Raw genomic sequence first — 17,648 nt, 5'->3', positions numbered from 1 at the left:
CCCACCTACGTCGTCTTCATCAAGTTGCGCAGGCAGTCGCCGGAGATGTTGGCGACCAGGGCCAGCACCAACACCCCCAGTCCCGGCATGACCGGTATCCACCACTGCTGCAGGAAGTAACTCAGGTTGCGCGCGGAGTCGGCGCCGAGCTCCGGCGCCGGCGCGGCCTGGCCGAGGCCGAGGAAGGACAGGCCGGCCAGGGTCAGGATCAGCGTGCCGATGTCCAGGCTCGCGGCGACCAGCGCGTTGGGCACCGCGCCGGGGAGCAGGTGCCGGCCTGCGAGCCGAAATCGGCTGACGCCGGCCAGCTTTGCGGCCTCCACGTGCGGGCGCGCGGCCAGTCGCGCCACCTCCCCGCGCACCAGCCGAGCGTAGAACGGCCACCACACGATGGACACCGCGATCAGGGTGTGCAGGAAGCTCGGTCCCAGCGCCGCGACCACGGCGATAGCCAGCACCGGAGCAGGCAGGGACAGGAAGCCGTCGGTGATGCGCATCAGCGTCGAATCGATCCAGCCGCCGGCCGCCCCGGCCACCAGTCCCACGAGCCCGCCGATCAGCAGGCCCAGCGCCACCACCGCCAGCGCGGCCAACCAACTCGACCGGGCCCCATAGAGCACCCGGGACAGGATGTCGCGCCCGACACTGTCGGTGCCGAGCAGGAACCCGTGCTCGCCCGGTGCCTGCAGCGGCATCCCTACCAGGATCAGCGGGTCGTGCGGAGCCAGCAGCGGCACCGCGACGACGGCCATCGTCAGCAGGATCACGAGCGCGAATCCCAGCCGGTTGATGATCAGCGACCGGGATTGCGGCAGCGCCAGGCGCAGCCGACCGCGACCGCGGGTGAGACTCGGGGCGGGGATCGCGATGGCCATCAGCGCACCTTCTCTTCGATACAGGCAACCTGGTGTGCGCCACCGGATTTGCCCACGAGCCGGACATCGAGTTCGTCACCGCTGCAGGCGTCGACCGCGACCGGGCATCTCGGATGGAACGCACACCCGGGCGGCGGGGACAGCGGGCTCGCCGGTTCGCCTGGCAATATCCGTGATTCGCGACCGAGGTCGGGGATCGCGTCGACCAGCGCGCGGGTATACGGGTGCGTCGGGTTTCCGATGACCTCTTCGGCCGGCCCGATCTCGACGATGCGGCCCAGGTACATCACGGCGATGCGGTCGGCGACCACGCGGGCCACCGACAGGTCGTGCGTCACGAACACCACGGACATGTCCAGACCGCGGCGCAGGTCACCGATCAGGTTGAGCACCGAGGCGGCGAGAGACACGTCGAGGGCACTCGTGGGTTCGTCGCACAACAGCACCGCGGGCGGGACGACGGTGGCGCGGGCCAGCGAAACCCGCTGGCGCTGACCGCCCGACAGCTGACCGGCGCGTGACTTCGCCACTTCCGCAGGCAAACCCACCCGGTCGAGCACCTCGATGACAGCGTCGCGGCGCGCGGTCCGCGAGAGTTTCCTGCCGCGCAGTCGTTCTGCGATCAGCTCGCCGACCGACAGCCACGGCGTGAGTGACGCGCCGGCGTCCTGAAACACCATCTGCGGGCGCTGCTCCCCGACCACCTCGACGGCGCCCGTGGTCGCCTTCTCCAGGCCCGCGATCACCCGCAACAGCGTGGATTTTCCCGAACCGCTCTCCCCCACCAGCGCCACCGACTCGCCGTGCCCCACGCGCAGCGTCACACCGCGCAATGCCTGGAGTTTGCCGCGCGGCGCGACGGTGAAGGTCTTGGTCACGTCCGTCACGGTGACGGCGGCCGGCTCGTCCGCAGCGGCAGTACTGACCGGCTGTGCGGCAACGGGTTCCGGCACTGAGTCGAGAGCCGCCGGATCGTGCGCCAGCTCCTCCGGGGTGAGCAGACAGGCGCTGACCCGCCCGGGGCCCACGGAAGTCGGTTCGGGAGAGGACTTCTCACAATTTTCGGTGGCTTGATCACAGCGCGGGCTGAAAGCGCATCCCGGTAGCGGTGACACCGGGCTCGGCACCGAACCGGGCATCGCCGCCAGCCGACGGCCGCGTGCGGTGTCCAGCGTCAGCCGTGACCGCAGCAGCCCGCGGGTATAGGGGTGAGCAGGTGCGCCCAGAACGTCGGCGGCCGGGCCGACCTCGGCGATGCGGCCGGCGTAGAGCACCGCGATGCGGTCGGAGATCTGGGCCGCCACCCCGAGGTCGTGGGTGATGAAGACGATGCTGCAACCGATTTCGTCGCGGAGTCGTTGCAGCAGTCGGAGGACCTGGGCCTGCACCGTGACGTCCAGTGCGGTCGTCGGTTCGTCGGCGATGATGAGTTCCGGCGAGCCGGCGATCGCGATGGCGATCATCACGCGCTGGCGCAGGCCGCCGGAGAGCTCGTGCGGGTAGGCGCGCATCCGTCGCGCCGGGTCGGGTATGCCGACCGCGGTCAGCAGGCGCAGGGCTTCGTCGTCGCTGCCCGCCGCCTCGGCGACCTGCTTGCCGATCCGCATGGTCGGGTTGAGCGAGGTCATCGGATCCTGGAACACCGCGCCCAGGTCGAGCCGGCGCACCGTGCGCAGCGCCTTTGCGTCACCATGCACCATGTCCGAGCCGGCCACCGAGATGCCGCCCTCGATCCGGGCCGACGCCGGCAGCAGACCGAGCATCCCGAAGCCCAATACGCTTTTCCCTGAGCCCGATTCGCCTACCAGACCGAGGATTTCGCCACGCCGAACGGTCAGCGAGACGCCGCGCAGCGCGTGTACGTCGCGACCGTTGCGCGGGAACGTGACATGCAGGCCCGCCACGGTCGCCACCGCATCCGGGTTCGACGACACGGTGGCGACGGGCGTGGCGTCCGCCACCGATACAGCAGTGCCCATGTGCGCTCTCCTGCGTTCTGATCGCCATGCCTTGGTACGTCTCTGACCGCTGGCCTGTCAGTTGACAGTTTTCTCCCCCGACCATCTCGCATGGTGTCGCCGAAGTAAGCACGATGTAAGCAACCAGGGCCCGTAGGTAACCGGCCGATATCGCAGGTTTCTGTCGCGTGACAGATACCGACCGCCGGTATCGATGGCTGCTGGCTTGGACCACGATGAATGAATGTCGACCACCCACACAGGAAGGCCTCGACTGCGGCCCCAGCGACGCCCGGGCGTCACGGGACGAGACGAAATCCTCGATGCCGCAAGCGAATTGTTCACCACCCTGGGCTACGCAGGTACGTCGACGCGAACCATCGCCGATTCGGTGGGCATCAGGCAGGCGTCGCTGTACCACTACTTCAAGACCAAGGACGACATCCTGTGTGCCGTGCTGAGCCAGACCGTCGCCCCGACACTGGCCTTCATCCCGAGCCTGCTGAGCGCCACGCCGGCCTTGTCCGCAACCGAGCATCTCCACGCCCTGGCGACGTTCGACGGAGATCAATTACTCGGTGGCACATGGAACCTGGGCGCGCTCTACCTGCTTCCCGAACTGCGCGCCGATCGCCTGGAGCCGTTCTGGTCCGACCGCGAACGCCTGCGACAGCACTATCTGACCCTGAGCCGGGAAGTGCTGGAACGTACCGGCGTCCATCAGGCAGCCGCCGACCTGCCGTTCCGACTCGTCGAATCGCTCGTCAACATGTGGTCGGTGCCGCACGGCCCCGAACGATGCGATCTGCCCATGCAGGTCGCCGATGCCGGCGTGCGCGTGCTGGGCGTCCTCGACGCCGAAACACCCGCCCTACGCGAGCGCACCAGGCAGGTCATCGAACAACACACCGGCCCCGGATAACCTCTTAGCGTGTTTCACGTACTGAACATCACCTACACGCAGCCCTTGGACGTCGTCGACCAGGCGCGACCCGCGCATCTGGAGTGGCTCGGCAAGCTGGTCGAGGAGCGCCGCATCCTTCTTGCCGGCCGGCTCGAGTCGCAGGGCGGCGCCGTACTCATCGCCTCGGACATGACGGCCGAGGAAGCCGACGCCCTCACCGCCAGCGACCCGTACGTGCACGCCGGGGTCGCCACCTACGAGCGCGTGAGCTTCAACGCCGGTTTCCGCGCCGCCGGGCTCTGACCGGAAATTCACAGCCGGATCCGGGATTAGTTCGGCGCCGGGCGCCGTTGAGTGTGGTGAGGGCCTGACGCACTGCCCCACATTTCGTTACCTTCGCTAATCTTTTGTAGTAGGTAACCGCCGCTAGGCAAGCCGAGAATGAAGAGGACTGATACGCATGACCACGACCGTTTCCGCCTACGCCGCGACCTCAGCGACCAGCCCGCTGACCAAGACCACCATCGAGCGCCGTGACATCGGCCCGCACGACGTGGCATTCGACATCAAGTTCGCGGGCATCTGTCACTCGGACATCCACACCGTCAAGTCCGAATGGGGCCCCGCCAACTACCCCGTCGTACCCGGCCATGAGATCGCCGGTGTCGTTACCGCCGTCGGCTCCGAGGTGACCAAGTACAAGGTCGGCGACCACGTCGGCGTCGGCTGCTTCGTCGACTCGTGCCGCGAGTGCGAGAATTGCCTGGCCGGCCTGCAGCAGTACTGCACCGGCAAGGGCGGCAACATCGGCACCTACAACGCCACCGGCCGCGACGGCACCCCCACCTACGGCGGCTACAGCACCGCCATCGTCGTCGACGAGAACTACGTGCTGCGCATCCCGGACAGCATCCCGCTGGACAAGGCCGCTCCGCTGCTGTGCGCCGGCATCACCCTGTACTCGCCGCTGCGGCACTGGAACGCCGGACCGGGCAAGAAGGTCGCCATCGTCGGTCTCGGCGGTCTCGGTCACGTCGGCGTGAAGCTCGCCGTCGCGATGGGCGCCGAGGTCACCGTGCTGAGCCAGTCGCTCAAGAAGATGGAAGACGGCCTTCGTCTGGGCGCGCACCACTACTACGCCACCAATGACCCGGACACCTTCAAGAAGCTGGCCGGCAGCTTCGACCTGATCATCAACACGGTGTCGGCCAACCTCAACATGGGCCTGTACCTGAACCTGCTGAAGTCCGACGGCACGCTCGTCGAGCTCGGCGCCCCGGAGAAGCCGCTCGAGGTGCCGGTGTTCCCGCTGATCGGCATGCGCCGCACGCTCGCCGGTTCGTTGATCGGCGGCATCCCGGAGACCCAGGAGATGCTGGACTTCTGCGCCGAGCACGACGTCACCCCGGAGATCGAGGTCATCGAGGCGTCGTACGTCAACGAGGCCTACGAGCGCGTCATCGCCAGTGACGTGCGGTACCGCTTCGTGATCGACACCGCGACCATCTAGCCGCGGGTTTCTCGTCAACGCCGAGGATTGCAGTCAAATAGTGACTGCAATCCTCGGCGTAACGCGTTATCGGCCGTCTGTGCCGGGGCCGGCGTCAGGCAACAGGTCCATACCCGCCAACGGCCAGCCGGCCGCGGCCAGTTTGGCAGCCACCCGCGCGACGTTCTCCGGGCCGGCGTCATGGTGGGTGACGTCGGCGATGAACTCGGCGATGTCGTCGCGCTCGATGGGATTGTCGACGTCGGCGGGCGCTGAGGCCTCGGCGATATTGCGCACCACTTCGGCCACCTGCTCCTCGGTCAGCGGCGTGGCCCGCAACAATGCCAGCAGAGGCACCCGGTCGGGGCCTGGGACCCCCTCCGGGTAACCGGCACGCAGCCAGTTCAGCACCGAAAGCAGCAGCGACTTCGTCGACACCCGGTAAGTCTCGCCGCTCCCCGGTCAACCCACCACTGGACGCGCCGACATCGGGGGTTTTCACGTCTGCTCTCGGGGTTCCGGCCACAATCTCCCTTGTGCCCGACGATCCGGTAGACATCCTGCAGCGCTGGGAGCTGGCAGGCGGTGTCTGGCGGATCATCGGCCGCCGTGCGCACGAACTGACCATCGGGCTGTTCCAGTGCGACGGCGGTGAGCGCGTCGACGTGATCCGCTCCGGCGACGCCGCACTGCTGGCCTTCGTCGGCGACCGGCAGTCCAACGCCGACTGACTCGTCCGGTTGACGGAATTTACTGTCACGCATTAATACTTGGATCATGACGTCCGCTCGCCGCCGCGCTCCGCTGTCCCAGCTGGCCCTCGCCGGCGTGGCCATCACCTTGCTGCCGATGAGCGTCGCGCATGCCGATCCGGAGCCGCCGGCTCCGGCCCCCGTGTCGCCCGGCGTCACCGGCGTGCTCAACGACTGGCAGAAATCCGTCTGTGCGCCAGGCAGTTTCAACCAGGACGATCCCGCCATCGCCGCCCGCGACTGGCCCGGCGCGGTCCGGGCGGGCACCTGCGCGAGCGCGGTCAACCCGGGCCTGACCAACGGCCTGTGGATCACGCAATGGACCGCCAACAGCGACATGACCTCGGCGCTGCAGCGCAATTTCATGGCGCTGTTCGCATCGGCCGTCAGCGATCAGACCGCGATCATCACCTTCGCGGTGGCCAGCCCCGAGGCGCGCAAATCCCTTGAGCCGCTGACAAAGTTCGGGTTCACCATCAACCCGGTACCACCGCTGGCCTGACGGGCGCCCCACAGAACCCAGAATCCCGATCCAATGAGATGCGGGGCGCATCGGTTACCCGATACGCCCCGCAATCACAGCACTGAACTGCGCTTTAGAAGTCCCAGTCCGCGTCTTCGGTGTTGACGGCCTTGCCGATCACGTACGAGCTACCCGAACCCGAGAAGAAGTCGTGGTTCTCGTCGGCGTTGGGCGACAGCGCCGACAGGATCGCGGGGTTCACGTCGGTCTCATCGCGCGGGAACAGCGCTTCGTAGCCGAGGTTCATCAGCGCCTTGTTGGCGTTGTAGCGCAGGAACTTCTTGACGTCCTCGGTGAGGCCGACGCCGTCGTACAGGTCCTGGGTGTACTCGACCTCATTGTCGTACAGCTCGAAGAGCAGCTCGTACGTGTAGTCCTTGAGCTCGGTCCGCTTGGCCTCGTCGACCATGGCCAGGCCGCGCTGGTACTTGTAGCCGATGTAGTAGCCGTGCACCGCTTCGTCACGGATGATCAGCCGGATCATGTCGGCGGTGTTGGTGAGCTTGGCGCGCGAGGACCAGTACATCGGCAGGTAGAAGCCGGAGTAGAACAGGAAGCTCTCGAGCAGCGTCGAGGCCACCTTGCGCTTGAGCGGCTCGTCACCCTTGTAGTACTTCATGACGATCTCGGCCTTGCGCTGCAGGTTCGGGTTCTCCTCCGACCAGCGGAACGCCTCGTCGATCTCGACGGTGGAGCACAGCGTCGAGAAGATGTTGCTGTAGCTCTTGGCGTGCACCGACTCCATGAAGGCGATGTTGGTGTAGACGGCCTGCTCGTGCGGGGTCAGCGCATCGGGAATCAGGCTGACGGCGCCGACGGTGCCCTGGATGGTGTCCAGCAGCGTCAGGCCCGTGAAAACCCGCATGGTGAGCTGCTTTTCGCTGTCGGTCAGGGTGCCCCAGGACGGGATGTCGTTGGACACCGGCACCTTCTCCGGCAACCAGAAGTTGCCCGTGAGACGGTCCCAGACCTCCGCGTCCTTGTCGTCCTGCACGCGGTTCCAGTTGATCGCGGAGGCCCGGTCGATCAGCTTCATACCTTCAGACACCGTGACCCCATTTCGCCTGGAACTGTGTTTGCCGGATCGGCACCACAGACACTACCCCTGGTGTCTGCCGTCGCCGAACACCGCTAAAAGTTGTGTTGGCGTGTCGCGCCGCGGAGGCCGCTTCAGCGGATGAACTCGTACTCCGTCGACTGGAATTTCCGGGTCTCGAGCCAGTATTGCCAGGTCATGCCGCTCCACAGGGTGCGGTTCACGCCGTGCTCGTCCATGTACCAGCTGTGGCAACCACCGGTGCTCCACACCGTGCCGGCCAGATTCTGCTGCAACTCGGCGTTGTACTCGTCCTGGGCGCGGCGGCTCGGCATCAGCGCGGCGGCGCCCGCCTTGTCGGCGGCGGCAATGGCCTGCGCGGCGTAGCGGATCTGCGACTCGATCATGAACACCACCGAGTTGTGGCCCAGTGCGGTGTTCGGGCCCAGCAGGAAGAACAGGTTCGGCATGTTCGCCACCGTGATGCCGCGGTGGGCTGCCATCCCCTCGCGATTCCACCGGTCGACCAGGTCCTCTCCCCCGAGACCCTTGATGTCGACGTAGGTGTAGGAGTCGGTGACGTGGAAACCGGTGCACCACACCACCACGTCGACGGGGTGCTCGACGCCGTCGCGGGTGACGATGCCATTGGCCGTCATCCGCTCGATACCCTCGGTGAAGACCTGCGTCTTCGGGTTGGCGATGCCGCGATAGTAGGTGTCGGAGTTCAGGATTCGCTTGCAGCCCGCGACGTAGTTCGGGGTCAGCTTGCGGCGCAGCTCGGGGTCCTTGATGCTGCGGTTGATGTTCCACTTGCCCAGCAGCTCACCGATTTTGAGCAGTCGCGGCTGCTTGGTCATCGCGAAGCCGACACCTTCGTGAATCCAGTAGATGGCGTCCCGCATGAGGGCCCGAGTACCCGGTACCCGGCGGAAGGTGTTCTTCATCCATTCCGGAAAGGCGTTGTTGGGCCGCGGCATGACCCACGCCGGGGTGCGCTGGTACAGGTGCAACTCGGACACCTGGTCGACGATCGCGGGCACGATCTGGATGGCGCTGGCGCCGGTCCCGATCACCGCGACGCGCTTGCCGGTGATGTCGACGCTGTGGTCCCACTGTGCGGAATGGAAAGCGGCACCGGCAAATTCGTCGCTGCCTTCGATTTCGGGAACCGCCGGGATGTGCAGGCCGCCCGCACCGGAGATGAGGAACTGCGCGATGTACTCCTGGCCGTCGGTGTCGTAGATGTGCCAGCGCCGCTCGTCTTCGTCCCAGTGCGCGCGGTCGACGTGGGTGTTGAACCGGATGTTGCGGCGGAGGTTGTGCTTGTCGGTGACGCCCTTGAGGTAGTCGAGGATCTCGGGCTGGAACGACCACATGTGCGTCCAGTCGGCCTTCGGCTCGAAGGAGAACGAATACATGTGTGACGGGATGTCACACGCGCAGCCGGGATAGGTGTTGTCGCGCCAGGTGCCGCCGACCTCGTCGGCCTTCTCCAGGATCAGGAAGTCGCGCGCACCGAAGCCCTGTTTGCGCAGCGCGATGCCCATGCCCAGCCCGGAGAAACCGGACCCGATGATCACCGCCCGCGTCACGATCGGCTCGGCGGCGACCTCGACGTCGGCGGACTGTTCGGAAACCGTCATGAACCTGCTCTTTCCTGGGAACGGCGGTACCGGATACTTCACAGTGTCCGGTCAGACCATCGAGGTGTCAACGCACCAGTTAGAGCGAGGTGGTCAGCCCACGTTTTCTTCGCGGCGGACCGCGTCATGCACCGGCAGATCCAGGTCGAACCGGACCCCCAGCAGCCTGGCGGTGCCGTTGATGGCGCCGATCATGATGGTTGTCATGTGCGCGACGAACTGGTCGCGGGGCAGCCGGCGCGGTGTGTCATCGCTCCCCCCGAGCCACCAGTCGGTCGCCGACGCGGCGGCACCGAACAAGGTGAACGCCGCCAGCTCGAAGACGGCGGAATCCAGGTCCATGTCCTTGAGCTCGCCGCTGATCATGGCGGCGATGGCCAGGGTGATGTCCCGGCCGCGGTTGACGGTCGTCATCGCGGCGGCGGACTGGTCGGCGAACCGGCCCTGCAGCAGGAAGCGCACCACGTTGGGGTGCTGGTCCACCAGGTCCACATAGTGGCCGACAGCAGCGCCGATGAGGTCGCCGGTCGAATCATTCTCGATGTCGATGGACGGAATGATGGCCGCCCACAACATGTCGCGCATGCGCTCGCCGATCTGCGAGAACATGTCGGATTTGTCGGCGAAGTGCCGGTAAATCTTGGGCTTGGCGGTGCCGGCCTCTTCGGCGATCTCCCGCACGCTGACGTTCGGGCCCAGCCTGTCGATCGCGCGGAACGCCGCGTCGACGATCTCCTCGCGGACCTTGAGCCGATGTTCGCGCCAGCGCTCGCTGCGGGCGTCCACCTTCTCGGGGGCGCCTTTGGGCGGAGTGACCTTCACCTGCACGCTGACGGAAGGAACATTCACGCCCGGCACACCAGGAACTTTCACCCCGGCCTGGATGCCGGTGCGTGGAAGAGATGGCCTGCGCACCCCGCCACTGTACCGGGCGGGCCAAATCTGACCTGCTCAGACCGCCCGGCGCGGCGCATGTCACATCTGCGGGCGCGTGGTCACGCCAGCCGGCCGGCAGGCTTCGCGCGTACCATCGCCCTCAGGCACCGCCTGAAAGTACCGGCCTCACAGGGGACTTGATCACATGCCGCAGCGGTACGACATCATCGTCGCCGGCGGAGGTCCGGCCGGATCGGCTGCTGCGTGGCAGGCCGCACAGGCCGGCGCCGGCGTGCTCGTCCTCGACAAGGCCACCTTCCCCCGCGACAAGCCGTGCGGCGACGGGCTGACGGCCCGCGGGGTCAGCTACCTGCAGAAGATGGGCCTCGCACAACAGGTCGCCGAGTTCCACCGGATCAATCGGGTCACGGTGTTCAGCCCGCACCAATGGGAGCTGGCGTTCCCGCGCCGACCCGGCATGCCCGACCACGGCTGCACCGTCAGCCGCACCCACCTGGATGCGCTGTTGCTCGGCCATGCCGAGGCCGCGGGCGCCGAAGTGCGGCAGGGTTGCGAGGTGACGGGCGTCGAGCGCAGCGACGACGGCAGGATCACCGGCGTGGTCCTCAGGGACGGCGAGGCGGTGCACGCCGACGCCGTGATCGCCGCCGACGGCGCCTACTCCCCGCTCAGGCGCGCGCTGCACCTCGACTCGGACTTGCACGGCTATTCGGCCATCGCCATTCGCGCCGAGATGCCGGCCGACCGCGCCGACTCCGATGCCCTGGAGATCTATCTCAAGCTGCTGTTCGACGGTCACCAGTTGCCCGGCTACGGCTGGGTGTTCCCCATGGGCAACGGCAACTTCAACATCGGGCTGGGTTACGTCAACAGCTACCGAAACTGGCAGGCCATCAACGCAACCCAGTTTCTCGGCGACTTCCTGAACACGCTGCCGCGCGACTGGGCGCTCCCGTCGATCGACGAGCTGAAACGAAACAAGAGCGTCCGGGCCTGGCGGCTGCCCATGGGGTTCACCGCATGGCCGCCGTGGCGGCCCGGCATCTTGTTCGCCGGCGACGCGCTGGGCGCCGGCAAGCCCGCTTCCGGCGCCGGCATCTCCAAGGCACTCGAATCCGGTTTGGCCGCAGGCGAATGCGCCGTCGCCGCCCTGGCGAATGGCGGTCCCGGCGACTTCACCAATTACGAGCAGCGGATCGAGGCCGCATGGGGCCGCGAGTACCGGCGTGGACGGTTCTTCCACCGGCTGGCCGGTGTCCCGTGGGTGGCCGACGCCGGCCGCCGCGCAGTCGACAGCCGCGTCTTTCGTGATGTGCTGCTGAAGTCGCTGTACAAGAAAGCCGAGGGGCCGGCACACACCTGACTACGCCGCCGGCCGGGCGCTCTTTGCCGACTGCGCGTGATCGGCCTTCGCGCCGGCGGGCGCGTCGTATTTGGTTGTGCTCCTGGTGGATTCGCTTTTCCGGTCGCCGGCTTTGGCGGTCGGCGCCGGGGCTTTGATGCTTGGCGCTGACGTGTCGGCGTCAGATACCGCACGGCCGGGGCCGGCGGATTGCTCCCGCTGGTCGCGGGGCGCCCGGTCGGACTCGACGGAATCTGCCCTTGATCGGCGCAGCTTTCCGGACTTTGCCGGTTTCGCTTGCCCGGCAGATGACGAAGGTGGCGCAGCCGGCGTCGTCGCCCGCTCCGATACAGCGGCCGTCGGCTTCGTCTGCAGCGTGGTCGCTTTCGTCTGCGGCGCCGTGGTTACCGTTACCGGAAGCCGGGTTCCGCCGCTGGGTAGCGCCTGCGGGGTCGTGGTCGACGAGGCGGCGACGGCTGCGGCGGCGCTCGGCGCTTGCGCCGACGTCGGCTTCTGGCCGCCGACCACCTGCAACAGCTTGGCCACCGGACGGGTGATATTCGTCAGCGCCGCAGTCAGATTCACCACCGATTGCCGGATCGCCTTGGCCAGCGGTGAGTTGTCCACCTGCTTCGCCGGGTGATCGGTCGTGGGCGTCACCGGTTCGGTGGCATCCACCGTGGGTTGCGGCAAGGTGGGCGTGTACTTACCGGTGCGGAGAATCTGCATCGACTGCGCGAGCGCCCCGGGCAATTCTTTGAGGGCGGCAGAGATCTTGGCCTGTGGCGTTATCCAGCTGAATTGCTTGACCTGACTGGGATCCGCCGTGCGGTCATAAGCGCTTTCGATGATGACGCGCAGGACCGGGTCCATGGCGTCGACGAGGCGCTGCGCCCCGATCAGGGACGCGGCAAGGCGCAGCGGCGCCAGCAGCGGCAGGCGCTGCGGGAAAGTCACGTACGTGGTGTTGCCCACGGTGGTGCTGACGGTGTTGGAACTGGTCTTGGGCTCCAGCGCATAGCCGGGAAGGACATGTTCGAACATGATGCCCAGCAAGGCGTTGACGACGGCCAGCGGGTTGAAATACGCCGGGAAATCAGCGAATCCGTCGTACTGGTTCTGGTAGACGGTGGTTTGGAATGGGCTGTCGGACGGCCCCGGTCGTCCGAGCGGAAACAGATCACCGAGGATCGGCACACGACTCCACGAGGTGAAGCGTGACAGGATGCCGCCGTTCGGTTGGTACGGATCGCCGATGAGGGTGAAGCTGTAGTCGCCGGCGTGGGCAACATAGGTCGGGTCCTTGGCCATGTCGGCGCGCGCGATCTCGGCGACCTGCGCGCCTTGTGACATGCCGAGGATGGTGATCTTCTCGCCAGATGCCTGTTTGGCGATGTCCTGCTCGAGATAGCCGGCTCCGATGCGTTCGGACTGTTTCAGCGAGTGCGGCCAGTAGGGGACGCCGGACAAGCCCGGCAGCGCGGAGATGATCGGCCATTCGACGTTGATCTGCCCCGGGTATGGCACAACGTGGAATGAATCTCCTTGGGGGACAGCCGTTCCGTAGAAGAACATCGGGATGCTCAGCCCGAGGGGGTCGAACGATCCCCCGATGCCGATCGTGGTGTCGACGAGCCGTACGGCGGCCTGCGACACGATCGGCGCGGCCGGCGTCGATACGCCGACTACAGCCGCTGCGGCGATACCGACCGCGACACCCCTCGCCAGGACCGTGGTCGTCCGTCGCGGTGATTGCAATTGTGTTGAATTGACCCCCATAGCCGCAGGACGTTATAGCAACCACTCATTCAGAACAAGAACTCTTGTCAAAAACAAGAACTCTTGTCAAACCGGTGCGCGATCGGGTGCGCCGGAGTATGGCGCGGCCGGCGATCAGCGCACCGAGGCGGCGATACCCGCCCGGACCACCGCCATGAAGCTCGTCAGATTCCCGATGAGAGTGTCGATGCTCGGCCGTGATTCGGTGTCGGGCTCGTAATCGTGCAGCCAGTCGGCAACCGCCTCGAACAGACCGCCGACCGTCAAGACCGCCAGCGCATGAAAGTCGATCGTGGCGAGGTCCGCGATCTCTGGGAACTCGCGACGCCGCCACAGCTCTTCGACAAACGTTGCGGTCCAACGCCGGTTCTCCCGGCGCTGGCGCTCGACGCGCGGCGAGATACCCGCGCATTCGCCGAATGCCACCACCGCAATCCGGGGGTCATCGACCAGGGCGTGGGCGAACGCCGACAGCAGCAGCCGGACCGTCTCGTCGTCGTCATCGGGGGCGCTGTCGAGGATCTCGACAACCTGACGTTCGATGCGCTCGGCGATCTGCCGGAGCAACTCGATGTAGCAGTCTTCCTTGCTCTCGAAGGTCTCGTAGAACGCCTTGTTCCCCACCATTGCGCTCTGGCAGATCTGCTCGATCGAAGTGTTCGCGTAACCGTCCCGGGCGATCAACTCGAACGCGGATGCCAGCAGCTGTTCCCGGCGGTGAACCCGACGCTGTTCGGCGTCGAGACCACGGATGGTGCGTGGACCTCGTGCTGTCGCGGATCGTGACGCGGCGGTTTTGCCTGTGCCCGCCGACGGTCTGCCCATGGCCTGGGAGTGTAGTAGCGCCGAGCAAACGCAACGGGGTTACGACGCCCTCAGCGCCGACCACGCTTGGCCTGGCCAGGTTTTCGGGCCGACTTGCCCACGACTCCCTTGCCCGCCGCGGCCCGCGCAGCCTGCTTGGCGAGGGTCTTCTCCCGCGCGCTGCGTTTCGGCGCCGGCTCGGCCTGCCCCCGCGACGAACTGGCCTTGCGGCCACGCACGATGCCGATGAACTCCTCGACCAGGTCCGGCTGCTCACCTTCCGGAAACGCCAGCGCGACCGGGCAGGTGGGCGCGTCGGTGATCGGCCGGTACGTGAGGTCCTTGCGGTGATGCAGCCGCGCGAGCGACTGCGGGACGATCAGCGCGCCCATCCCGGCGGCGACGAGTTCGATTGCGTCCTCGGTGGTTTCGGGCCGATGGTCAACCGGTGTGCCCGGGGCGTCCGCCCACGCGACCACGTGGTCGCGCGGTACCAGGATCGGCTCGCCGTCGAGGTCGGCAGCGGTGATCGTGTCGACGGCGGTGAGCAGATGATCGGTCGGCACCACAGCCACCGTCGTCTCCTCGTACAGCGAGATGACGGCCAGCCCAGTCGTGTCCGCCGGCAGCCGGAGCAACGCCACGTCGACGGTGCCGGCCCGCAGCGCGTCGGCCGCATCCGCCGCGGTCACCGGATGCAGTACCAGCGCAGCGTCGGGACGGCGCTCGGCCCAGATCCGCGCCCACTTGGCGGGCGTCCCACCGGGTACGTACCCGAGGGTCAATGAGGCCAGCGAGGAGGACGGTGCCACGGCCATCACGCTACCCAAACGTGCGTCGGGCGCGTCATCGTCAGCACCGACAATTGAGGCATGACCGGGCTCGGCGTCTTCACGTTCCATCTCGTCGAGCTGCCGATCACGGCGACGGTGCCGCTGCTGCGGCGACCGCCCCGGCCCGACCGGGTGGCGGGGCTGCGCTACGCCGAATGCCTGTCGCTGATGCGGCTCGGCGCGCCGACCATCTCCCCCGACCGGCTGCAGGCGCGGCGGCTGGCGATGTTCGCCCGATGGGAGGACGAGGCCGCGATCGACGCATTCCTGGCCGGGCCGGGCGCGCTCCTGGACGCCGGCTGGCATGTCCGGATGACGTTTCTGCGGCGCTGGTCCACGCTCGTGGCGCTCCCCGATCTACCGCAGGAGGCCGAGGCCTCCGACGATGACGAGCCCGTCGTGGCCGTCACCCTGGCCCGCATGCGATTGCCCGAAGTGCCGCGCTTTCTGACGTGGGGCAAGCCCGTCGAGCGGTTGGTCCGCGACCACCCGGACGCCACCCTGGCGCTGGCCGCGATGCGTCCGCCCCGCTCGATCTCCACTTTCTCGATCTGGAACTCGGTGCGGGCGATGACCGACATGGTGCACGGCCGGGGTGGAGCGGCAGAGCTCGCCGACCCGGCTCGCCATGCCGATGCGATGGCAGAACGCCGCCGCCGGGACTTCCACCGTGAGTTCGCGACGTACCGATTCCGGCCGCTGTCCGAACACGGCCACTGGGACGGACGTACCGGTTACGTGCCGCGGCGTTCGAGCTTGTAGTGCAGGCGGACGGCCGGCATATTCCACATCCGCAGCACATGGTCGGTACGGAGCACCTGCTCGCCGTCGACGTATAGGTCGAACGTCTCGTGCACGGGCACCCGCCGCGCGAAGTAGCGCCCGCGGTCACGCACCAGGACGTACGCCCCGTCAGCGCCCCACCGGCCGGTCGGCGAAGACAACCGCAGGCCGCCGCCCGGCAGGTTTTGCGGCCGCAGGAAGACCTGGACGTTGCCCTCTTCCAACGGGAACGTCACGTGCACGCTCGCCCGGTCGGCGCCGGGAAGCGTTCTGCGCGAATAACATCCGCTGAACACGGTGTCGCCGTTGCCGCGCAAGGTCCGGATCCAGCCGGCCGCGACCTGTGCGCCGGTGCCGTCGGTGATCACCGACACCCGACCATCGATGCCCCGTGCAACGTCGAGAGGACGCATCGGTAACGCCAGTTGCTGCACGCGCTTACCGAACATGCGCGATATCAGCTCGCCGCCCGCCCAGAACAACGGTGACCAGCTGCTCCACACCTCCATGCGCCAGCGCGCAGTCTGGGTGTAGAAGTCGTGAATCATCGGGTGGACGGCCGCGGCATCGAATCCGGGACCGGACAATCCCTCGAGATCGGGCTGCAAACCGGCGTCGGGATCGTCGTCGCGCAGTGCGCCACCGCGCCGGGCCGCTTCGGCACGCAGCCAGCTGTTCCCGCCGCCCCGAGACCCCAGTGGCGCCCGCAGCCAGGCGTCGCCGCCGTCGAGGTCGACGGCTCTGCCGGTGGCCCGCCAGAACTTGCGGGTCGCGAGATCCAGAGTCGAAAACTCCACGTCGCGGATCGTACGGGGTCATCGCGTCGACCTACCGATGGGCTGATGCCCATGAGCAGGCCCAACGCGCAGTCCATGAAACCCGCCACCGCGGCGAAGAAGCTGGACGTCTACCTGCCCGCGACGCCTGCCGAGTTCCAGGAGAACGCGATCACCCGCGCCGAGCTGGCAGCGTTGCAGGCCGACCCGCCGCAGTGGCTCAAGGACCTCCGCAAGAACGGGCCGCACCCCAAGAACCTGGTGGCCGCCAAACTCGGCATCTCGATCGCCGGCCTCGCGCGCGGTGGCGTCGAGAAGGCCCTGACCACCGAGGAGATCGACGCGCTGCTCGAGGAGAAGCCCGACTGGCTGATCATCGAACGCGAGAGCTACCAGCAGGTGCTGCGCGAGCAGCGCCGCATCAAGGCGCTGCACGCCGATCAGGCGCGCGAAGCGTGACGGACCGGTAGCCACCGGTCCGTCACTTCCGATCCGTCAAAACTCCAGCACTCACCAGAGGTCGAAGCCGACATTGGTGTTCGGGTAGTGGCTGCCGAAGTTGTGATTGATCCAGTAATTCCTGGCGAGAAATCCGGTGACGCCGGTGCCCGCGACATTCGTGTTGGTCTTCGAGTTGCTGACCTCGTAGGTGGCGGTCGGGCCGCCGACGCCCACCCGGTAGGCGACGTGCATGTCGAGTGAGTCACCTTGTGGTGCAACGGCTGTCACCGTTTCTGTGGCGCCGGGGGCCAGTATCCGCTGGGGGCCGTCGACCCATGTGCCGTTAGGGCTCGTCCCGTCGTTGAGCAGGAACTGAACCTTGTCGGTGTGGTTGGTGATCGTCATCGCGATGGTCGGCTCACCGGGATGAGTGACCGGCATGGTTCCCGCGTGGGCGACCGCGGCGAAGGAGAGCGCGGCGGCGATCCCCGTTCCGGCAGCGGCGATACGAGCCGTCGTAATGTTCATGGGGCCTCCTGTACGTGAATGTTGTTGATCGAGAGGGGGTTTGGGCCGTTCCTCTGACACCGACAACTATTCCGCGGACGGCGGCTTTCCGGATTCCCCCGAACAGCGGATTCGCCGGTGGAACCGTTCTCCACCGATCAGGGGACACGCAGACGCGCCAGATGGCCACTTATCGCACGCGTTTTTCGTGATCTGTATTCCTTAACTAGTGTCCTGCGCCGGGAATTCGTTGAAGATATGAACCGAGTCGTTCGAAGATCTCGTCGGCGGTCTTGGTCCAGT

General features: G+C 66.9%; 19 protein-coding genes. 8 read left to right on the top strand and 11 right to left on the bottom strand.

Annotated features, from left to right (window positions below):
- Positions 1-5: 5 nt before the first annotated feature.
- Positions 6-875 (bottom strand): ABC transporter permease, encoded by an 870-nt coding sequence (locus ACJH6I_RS16170; protein WP_406784285.1) that lies wholly within the window; start codon positions 873-875, stop codon positions 6-8.
- On the bottom strand, positions 875-2,854 hold the full coding sequence (locus ACJH6I_RS16165) for a dipeptide ABC transporter ATP-binding protein (RefSeq protein ID WP_406784284.1): 1,980 nt from the start codon (positions 2,852-2,854) through the stop codon (positions 875-877). The genes ACJH6I_RS16170 and ACJH6I_RS16165 overlap by 1 nt, the downstream gene beginning before the upstream one ends.
- Positions 2,855-3,077: 223 nt before the next feature.
- Between ACJH6I_RS16165 and ACJH6I_RS16160 the strand changes: the two genes are divergently transcribed.
- The 3 genes from ACJH6I_RS16160 to ACJH6I_RS16150 all read left to right on the top strand — a co-directional run bounded on the left by ACJH6I_RS16160 (position 3,078) and on the right by ACJH6I_RS16150 (position 5,247).
- The gene (locus ACJH6I_RS16160; protein WP_406784283.1) at positions 3,078-3,755 is read left to right on the top strand and encodes a TetR/AcrR family transcriptional regulator; all 678 of its coding nucleotides are present in this window, start codon (positions 3,078-3,080) and stop codon (positions 3,753-3,755) included.
- A gap of 9 nt (positions 3,756-3,764) precedes the next feature.
- Entirely contained in the window at positions 3,765-4,040 is a 276-nt protein-coding gene (locus ACJH6I_RS16155; RefSeq protein ID WP_064859063.1) for a YciI family protein, read from the top strand.
- Between the two features lie 157 nt (positions 4,041-4,197).
- Positions 4,198-5,247 (top strand): NAD(P)-dependent alcohol dehydrogenase, encoded by a 1,050-nt coding sequence (locus tag ACJH6I_RS16150; protein WP_064859062.1) that lies wholly within the window; start codon positions 4,198-4,200, stop codon positions 5,245-5,247.
- Positions 5,248-5,313: 66 nt separating this feature from the next.
- Here ACJH6I_RS16150 and ACJH6I_RS16145 read toward each other — a convergent pair whose 3' ends face one another.
- Complete coding sequence (locus ACJH6I_RS16145) at positions 5,314-5,664, bottom strand: DUF3349 domain-containing protein (RefSeq protein WP_064859061.1); 351 nt, start codon at positions 5,662-5,664, stop codon at positions 5,314-5,316.
- A gap of 98 nt (positions 5,665-5,762) precedes the next feature.
- On the opposite strand from ACJH6I_RS16145, the gene ACJH6I_RS16140 reads away from it, so the two are divergent.
- Together ACJH6I_RS16140 and ACJH6I_RS16135 are read left to right on the top strand one after the other, a co-directional pair.
- On the top strand, positions 5,763-5,957 hold the full coding sequence (locus ACJH6I_RS16140; protein WP_135356600.1) for a hypothetical protein: 195 nt from the start codon (positions 5,763-5,765) through the stop codon (positions 5,955-5,957).
- Positions 5,958-6,003: 46 nt separating this feature from the next.
- Entirely contained in the window at positions 6,004-6,480 is a 477-nt protein-coding gene (locus ACJH6I_RS16135) for a hypothetical protein (protein ID WP_135356601.1), read from the top strand.
- A gap of 94 nt (positions 6,481-6,574) precedes the next feature.
- Here ACJH6I_RS16135 and nrdF read toward each other — a convergent pair whose 3' ends face one another.
- From nrdF to ACJH6I_RS16120, 3 genes are all read right to left on the bottom strand, one after another.
- Positions 6,575-7,537 carry a class 1b ribonucleoside-diphosphate reductase subunit beta gene (nrdF, locus tag ACJH6I_RS16130; RefSeq protein ID WP_061010686.1) on the bottom strand — a complete coding sequence of 321 codons (963 nt, stop codon included), beginning with the start codon at positions 7,535-7,537 and terminating at the stop codon, positions 6,575-6,577.
- A gap of 134 nt (positions 7,538-7,671) precedes the next feature.
- Positions 7,672-9,183 (bottom strand): flavin-containing monooxygenase, encoded by a 1,512-nt coding sequence (locus ACJH6I_RS16125; protein ID WP_406784282.1) that lies wholly within the window; start codon positions 9,181-9,183, stop codon positions 7,672-7,674.
- Positions 9,184-9,276: 93 nt separating this feature from the next.
- Positions 9,277-10,011 (bottom strand): TetR/AcrR family transcriptional regulator, encoded by a 735-nt coding sequence (locus ACJH6I_RS16120; protein WP_061000401.1) that lies wholly within the window; start codon positions 10,009-10,011, stop codon positions 9,277-9,279.
- A gap of 253 nt (positions 10,012-10,264) precedes the next feature.
- Between ACJH6I_RS16120 and ACJH6I_RS16115 the strand changes: the two genes are divergently transcribed.
- Positions 10,265-11,443 (top strand): NAD(P)/FAD-dependent oxidoreductase, encoded by a 1,179-nt coding sequence (locus ACJH6I_RS16115; protein WP_135357173.1) that lies wholly within the window; start codon positions 10,265-10,267, stop codon positions 11,441-11,443.
- Here the strand turns inward: ACJH6I_RS16115 and ACJH6I_RS16110 are convergent, their stop codons facing one another.
- The 3 genes from ACJH6I_RS16110 to ACJH6I_RS16100 all read right to left on the bottom strand — a co-directional run bounded on the left by ACJH6I_RS16110 (position 11,444) and on the right by ACJH6I_RS16100 (position 14,823).
- On the bottom strand, positions 11,444-13,201 hold the full coding sequence (locus tag ACJH6I_RS16110) for a PE-PPE domain-containing protein (RefSeq protein WP_406784281.1): 1,758 nt from the start codon (positions 13,199-13,201) through the stop codon (positions 11,444-11,446).
- 114 nt (positions 13,202-13,315) lie between these two features.
- Positions 13,316-14,026, bottom strand: coding sequence for a TetR/AcrR family transcriptional regulator (locus tag ACJH6I_RS16105; RefSeq protein ID WP_135357171.1), 711 nt, complete (start codon positions 14,024-14,026; stop codon positions 13,316-13,318).
- A 50-nt stretch (positions 14,027-14,076) separates the two neighbouring features.
- Entirely contained in the window at positions 14,077-14,823 is a 747-nt protein-coding gene (locus ACJH6I_RS16100; protein ID WP_135357170.1) for a LysR family substrate-binding domain-containing protein, read from the bottom strand.
- A gap of 54 nt (positions 14,824-14,877) precedes the next feature.
- Here ACJH6I_RS16100 and ACJH6I_RS16095 point away from each other — a divergent pair, with 54 nt between their 5' ends.
- Entirely contained in the window at positions 14,878-15,600 is a 723-nt protein-coding gene (locus tag ACJH6I_RS16095) for a hypothetical protein (protein ID WP_406784280.1), read from the top strand.
- Here the strand turns inward: ACJH6I_RS16095 and ACJH6I_RS16090 are convergent.
- On the bottom strand, positions 15,573-16,418 hold the full coding sequence (locus tag ACJH6I_RS16090; RefSeq protein WP_406784279.1) for a hypothetical protein: 846 nt from the start codon (positions 16,416-16,418) through the stop codon (positions 15,573-15,575). The genes ACJH6I_RS16095 and ACJH6I_RS16090 overlap by 28 nt on opposite strands.
- Positions 16,419-16,469: 51 nt before the next feature.
- Between ACJH6I_RS16090 and ACJH6I_RS16085 the strand changes: the two genes are divergently transcribed.
- Entirely contained in the window at positions 16,470-16,856 is a 387-nt protein-coding gene (locus tag ACJH6I_RS16085) for a DUF5997 family protein (RefSeq protein WP_061000379.1), read from the top strand.
- A 51-nt stretch (positions 16,857-16,907) separates the two neighbouring features.
- On the opposite strand, the gene ACJH6I_RS16080 is transcribed toward ACJH6I_RS16085, so the two are convergent.
- On the bottom strand, positions 16,908-17,366 hold the full coding sequence (locus ACJH6I_RS16080; RefSeq protein ID WP_135357168.1) for a hypothetical protein: 459 nt from the start codon (positions 17,364-17,366) through the stop codon (positions 16,908-16,910).
- Between the last annotated feature and the right edge of the window lie 282 nt (positions 17,367-17,648).

This window comes from Mycobacterium sp. SMC-13 (genome assembly GCF_045311035.1).
GTDB lineage: Bacteria > Actinomycetota > Actinomycetes > Mycobacteriales > Mycobacteriaceae > Mycobacterium.
This window is presented reverse-complemented; position numbering and strand designations above follow the sequence as displayed.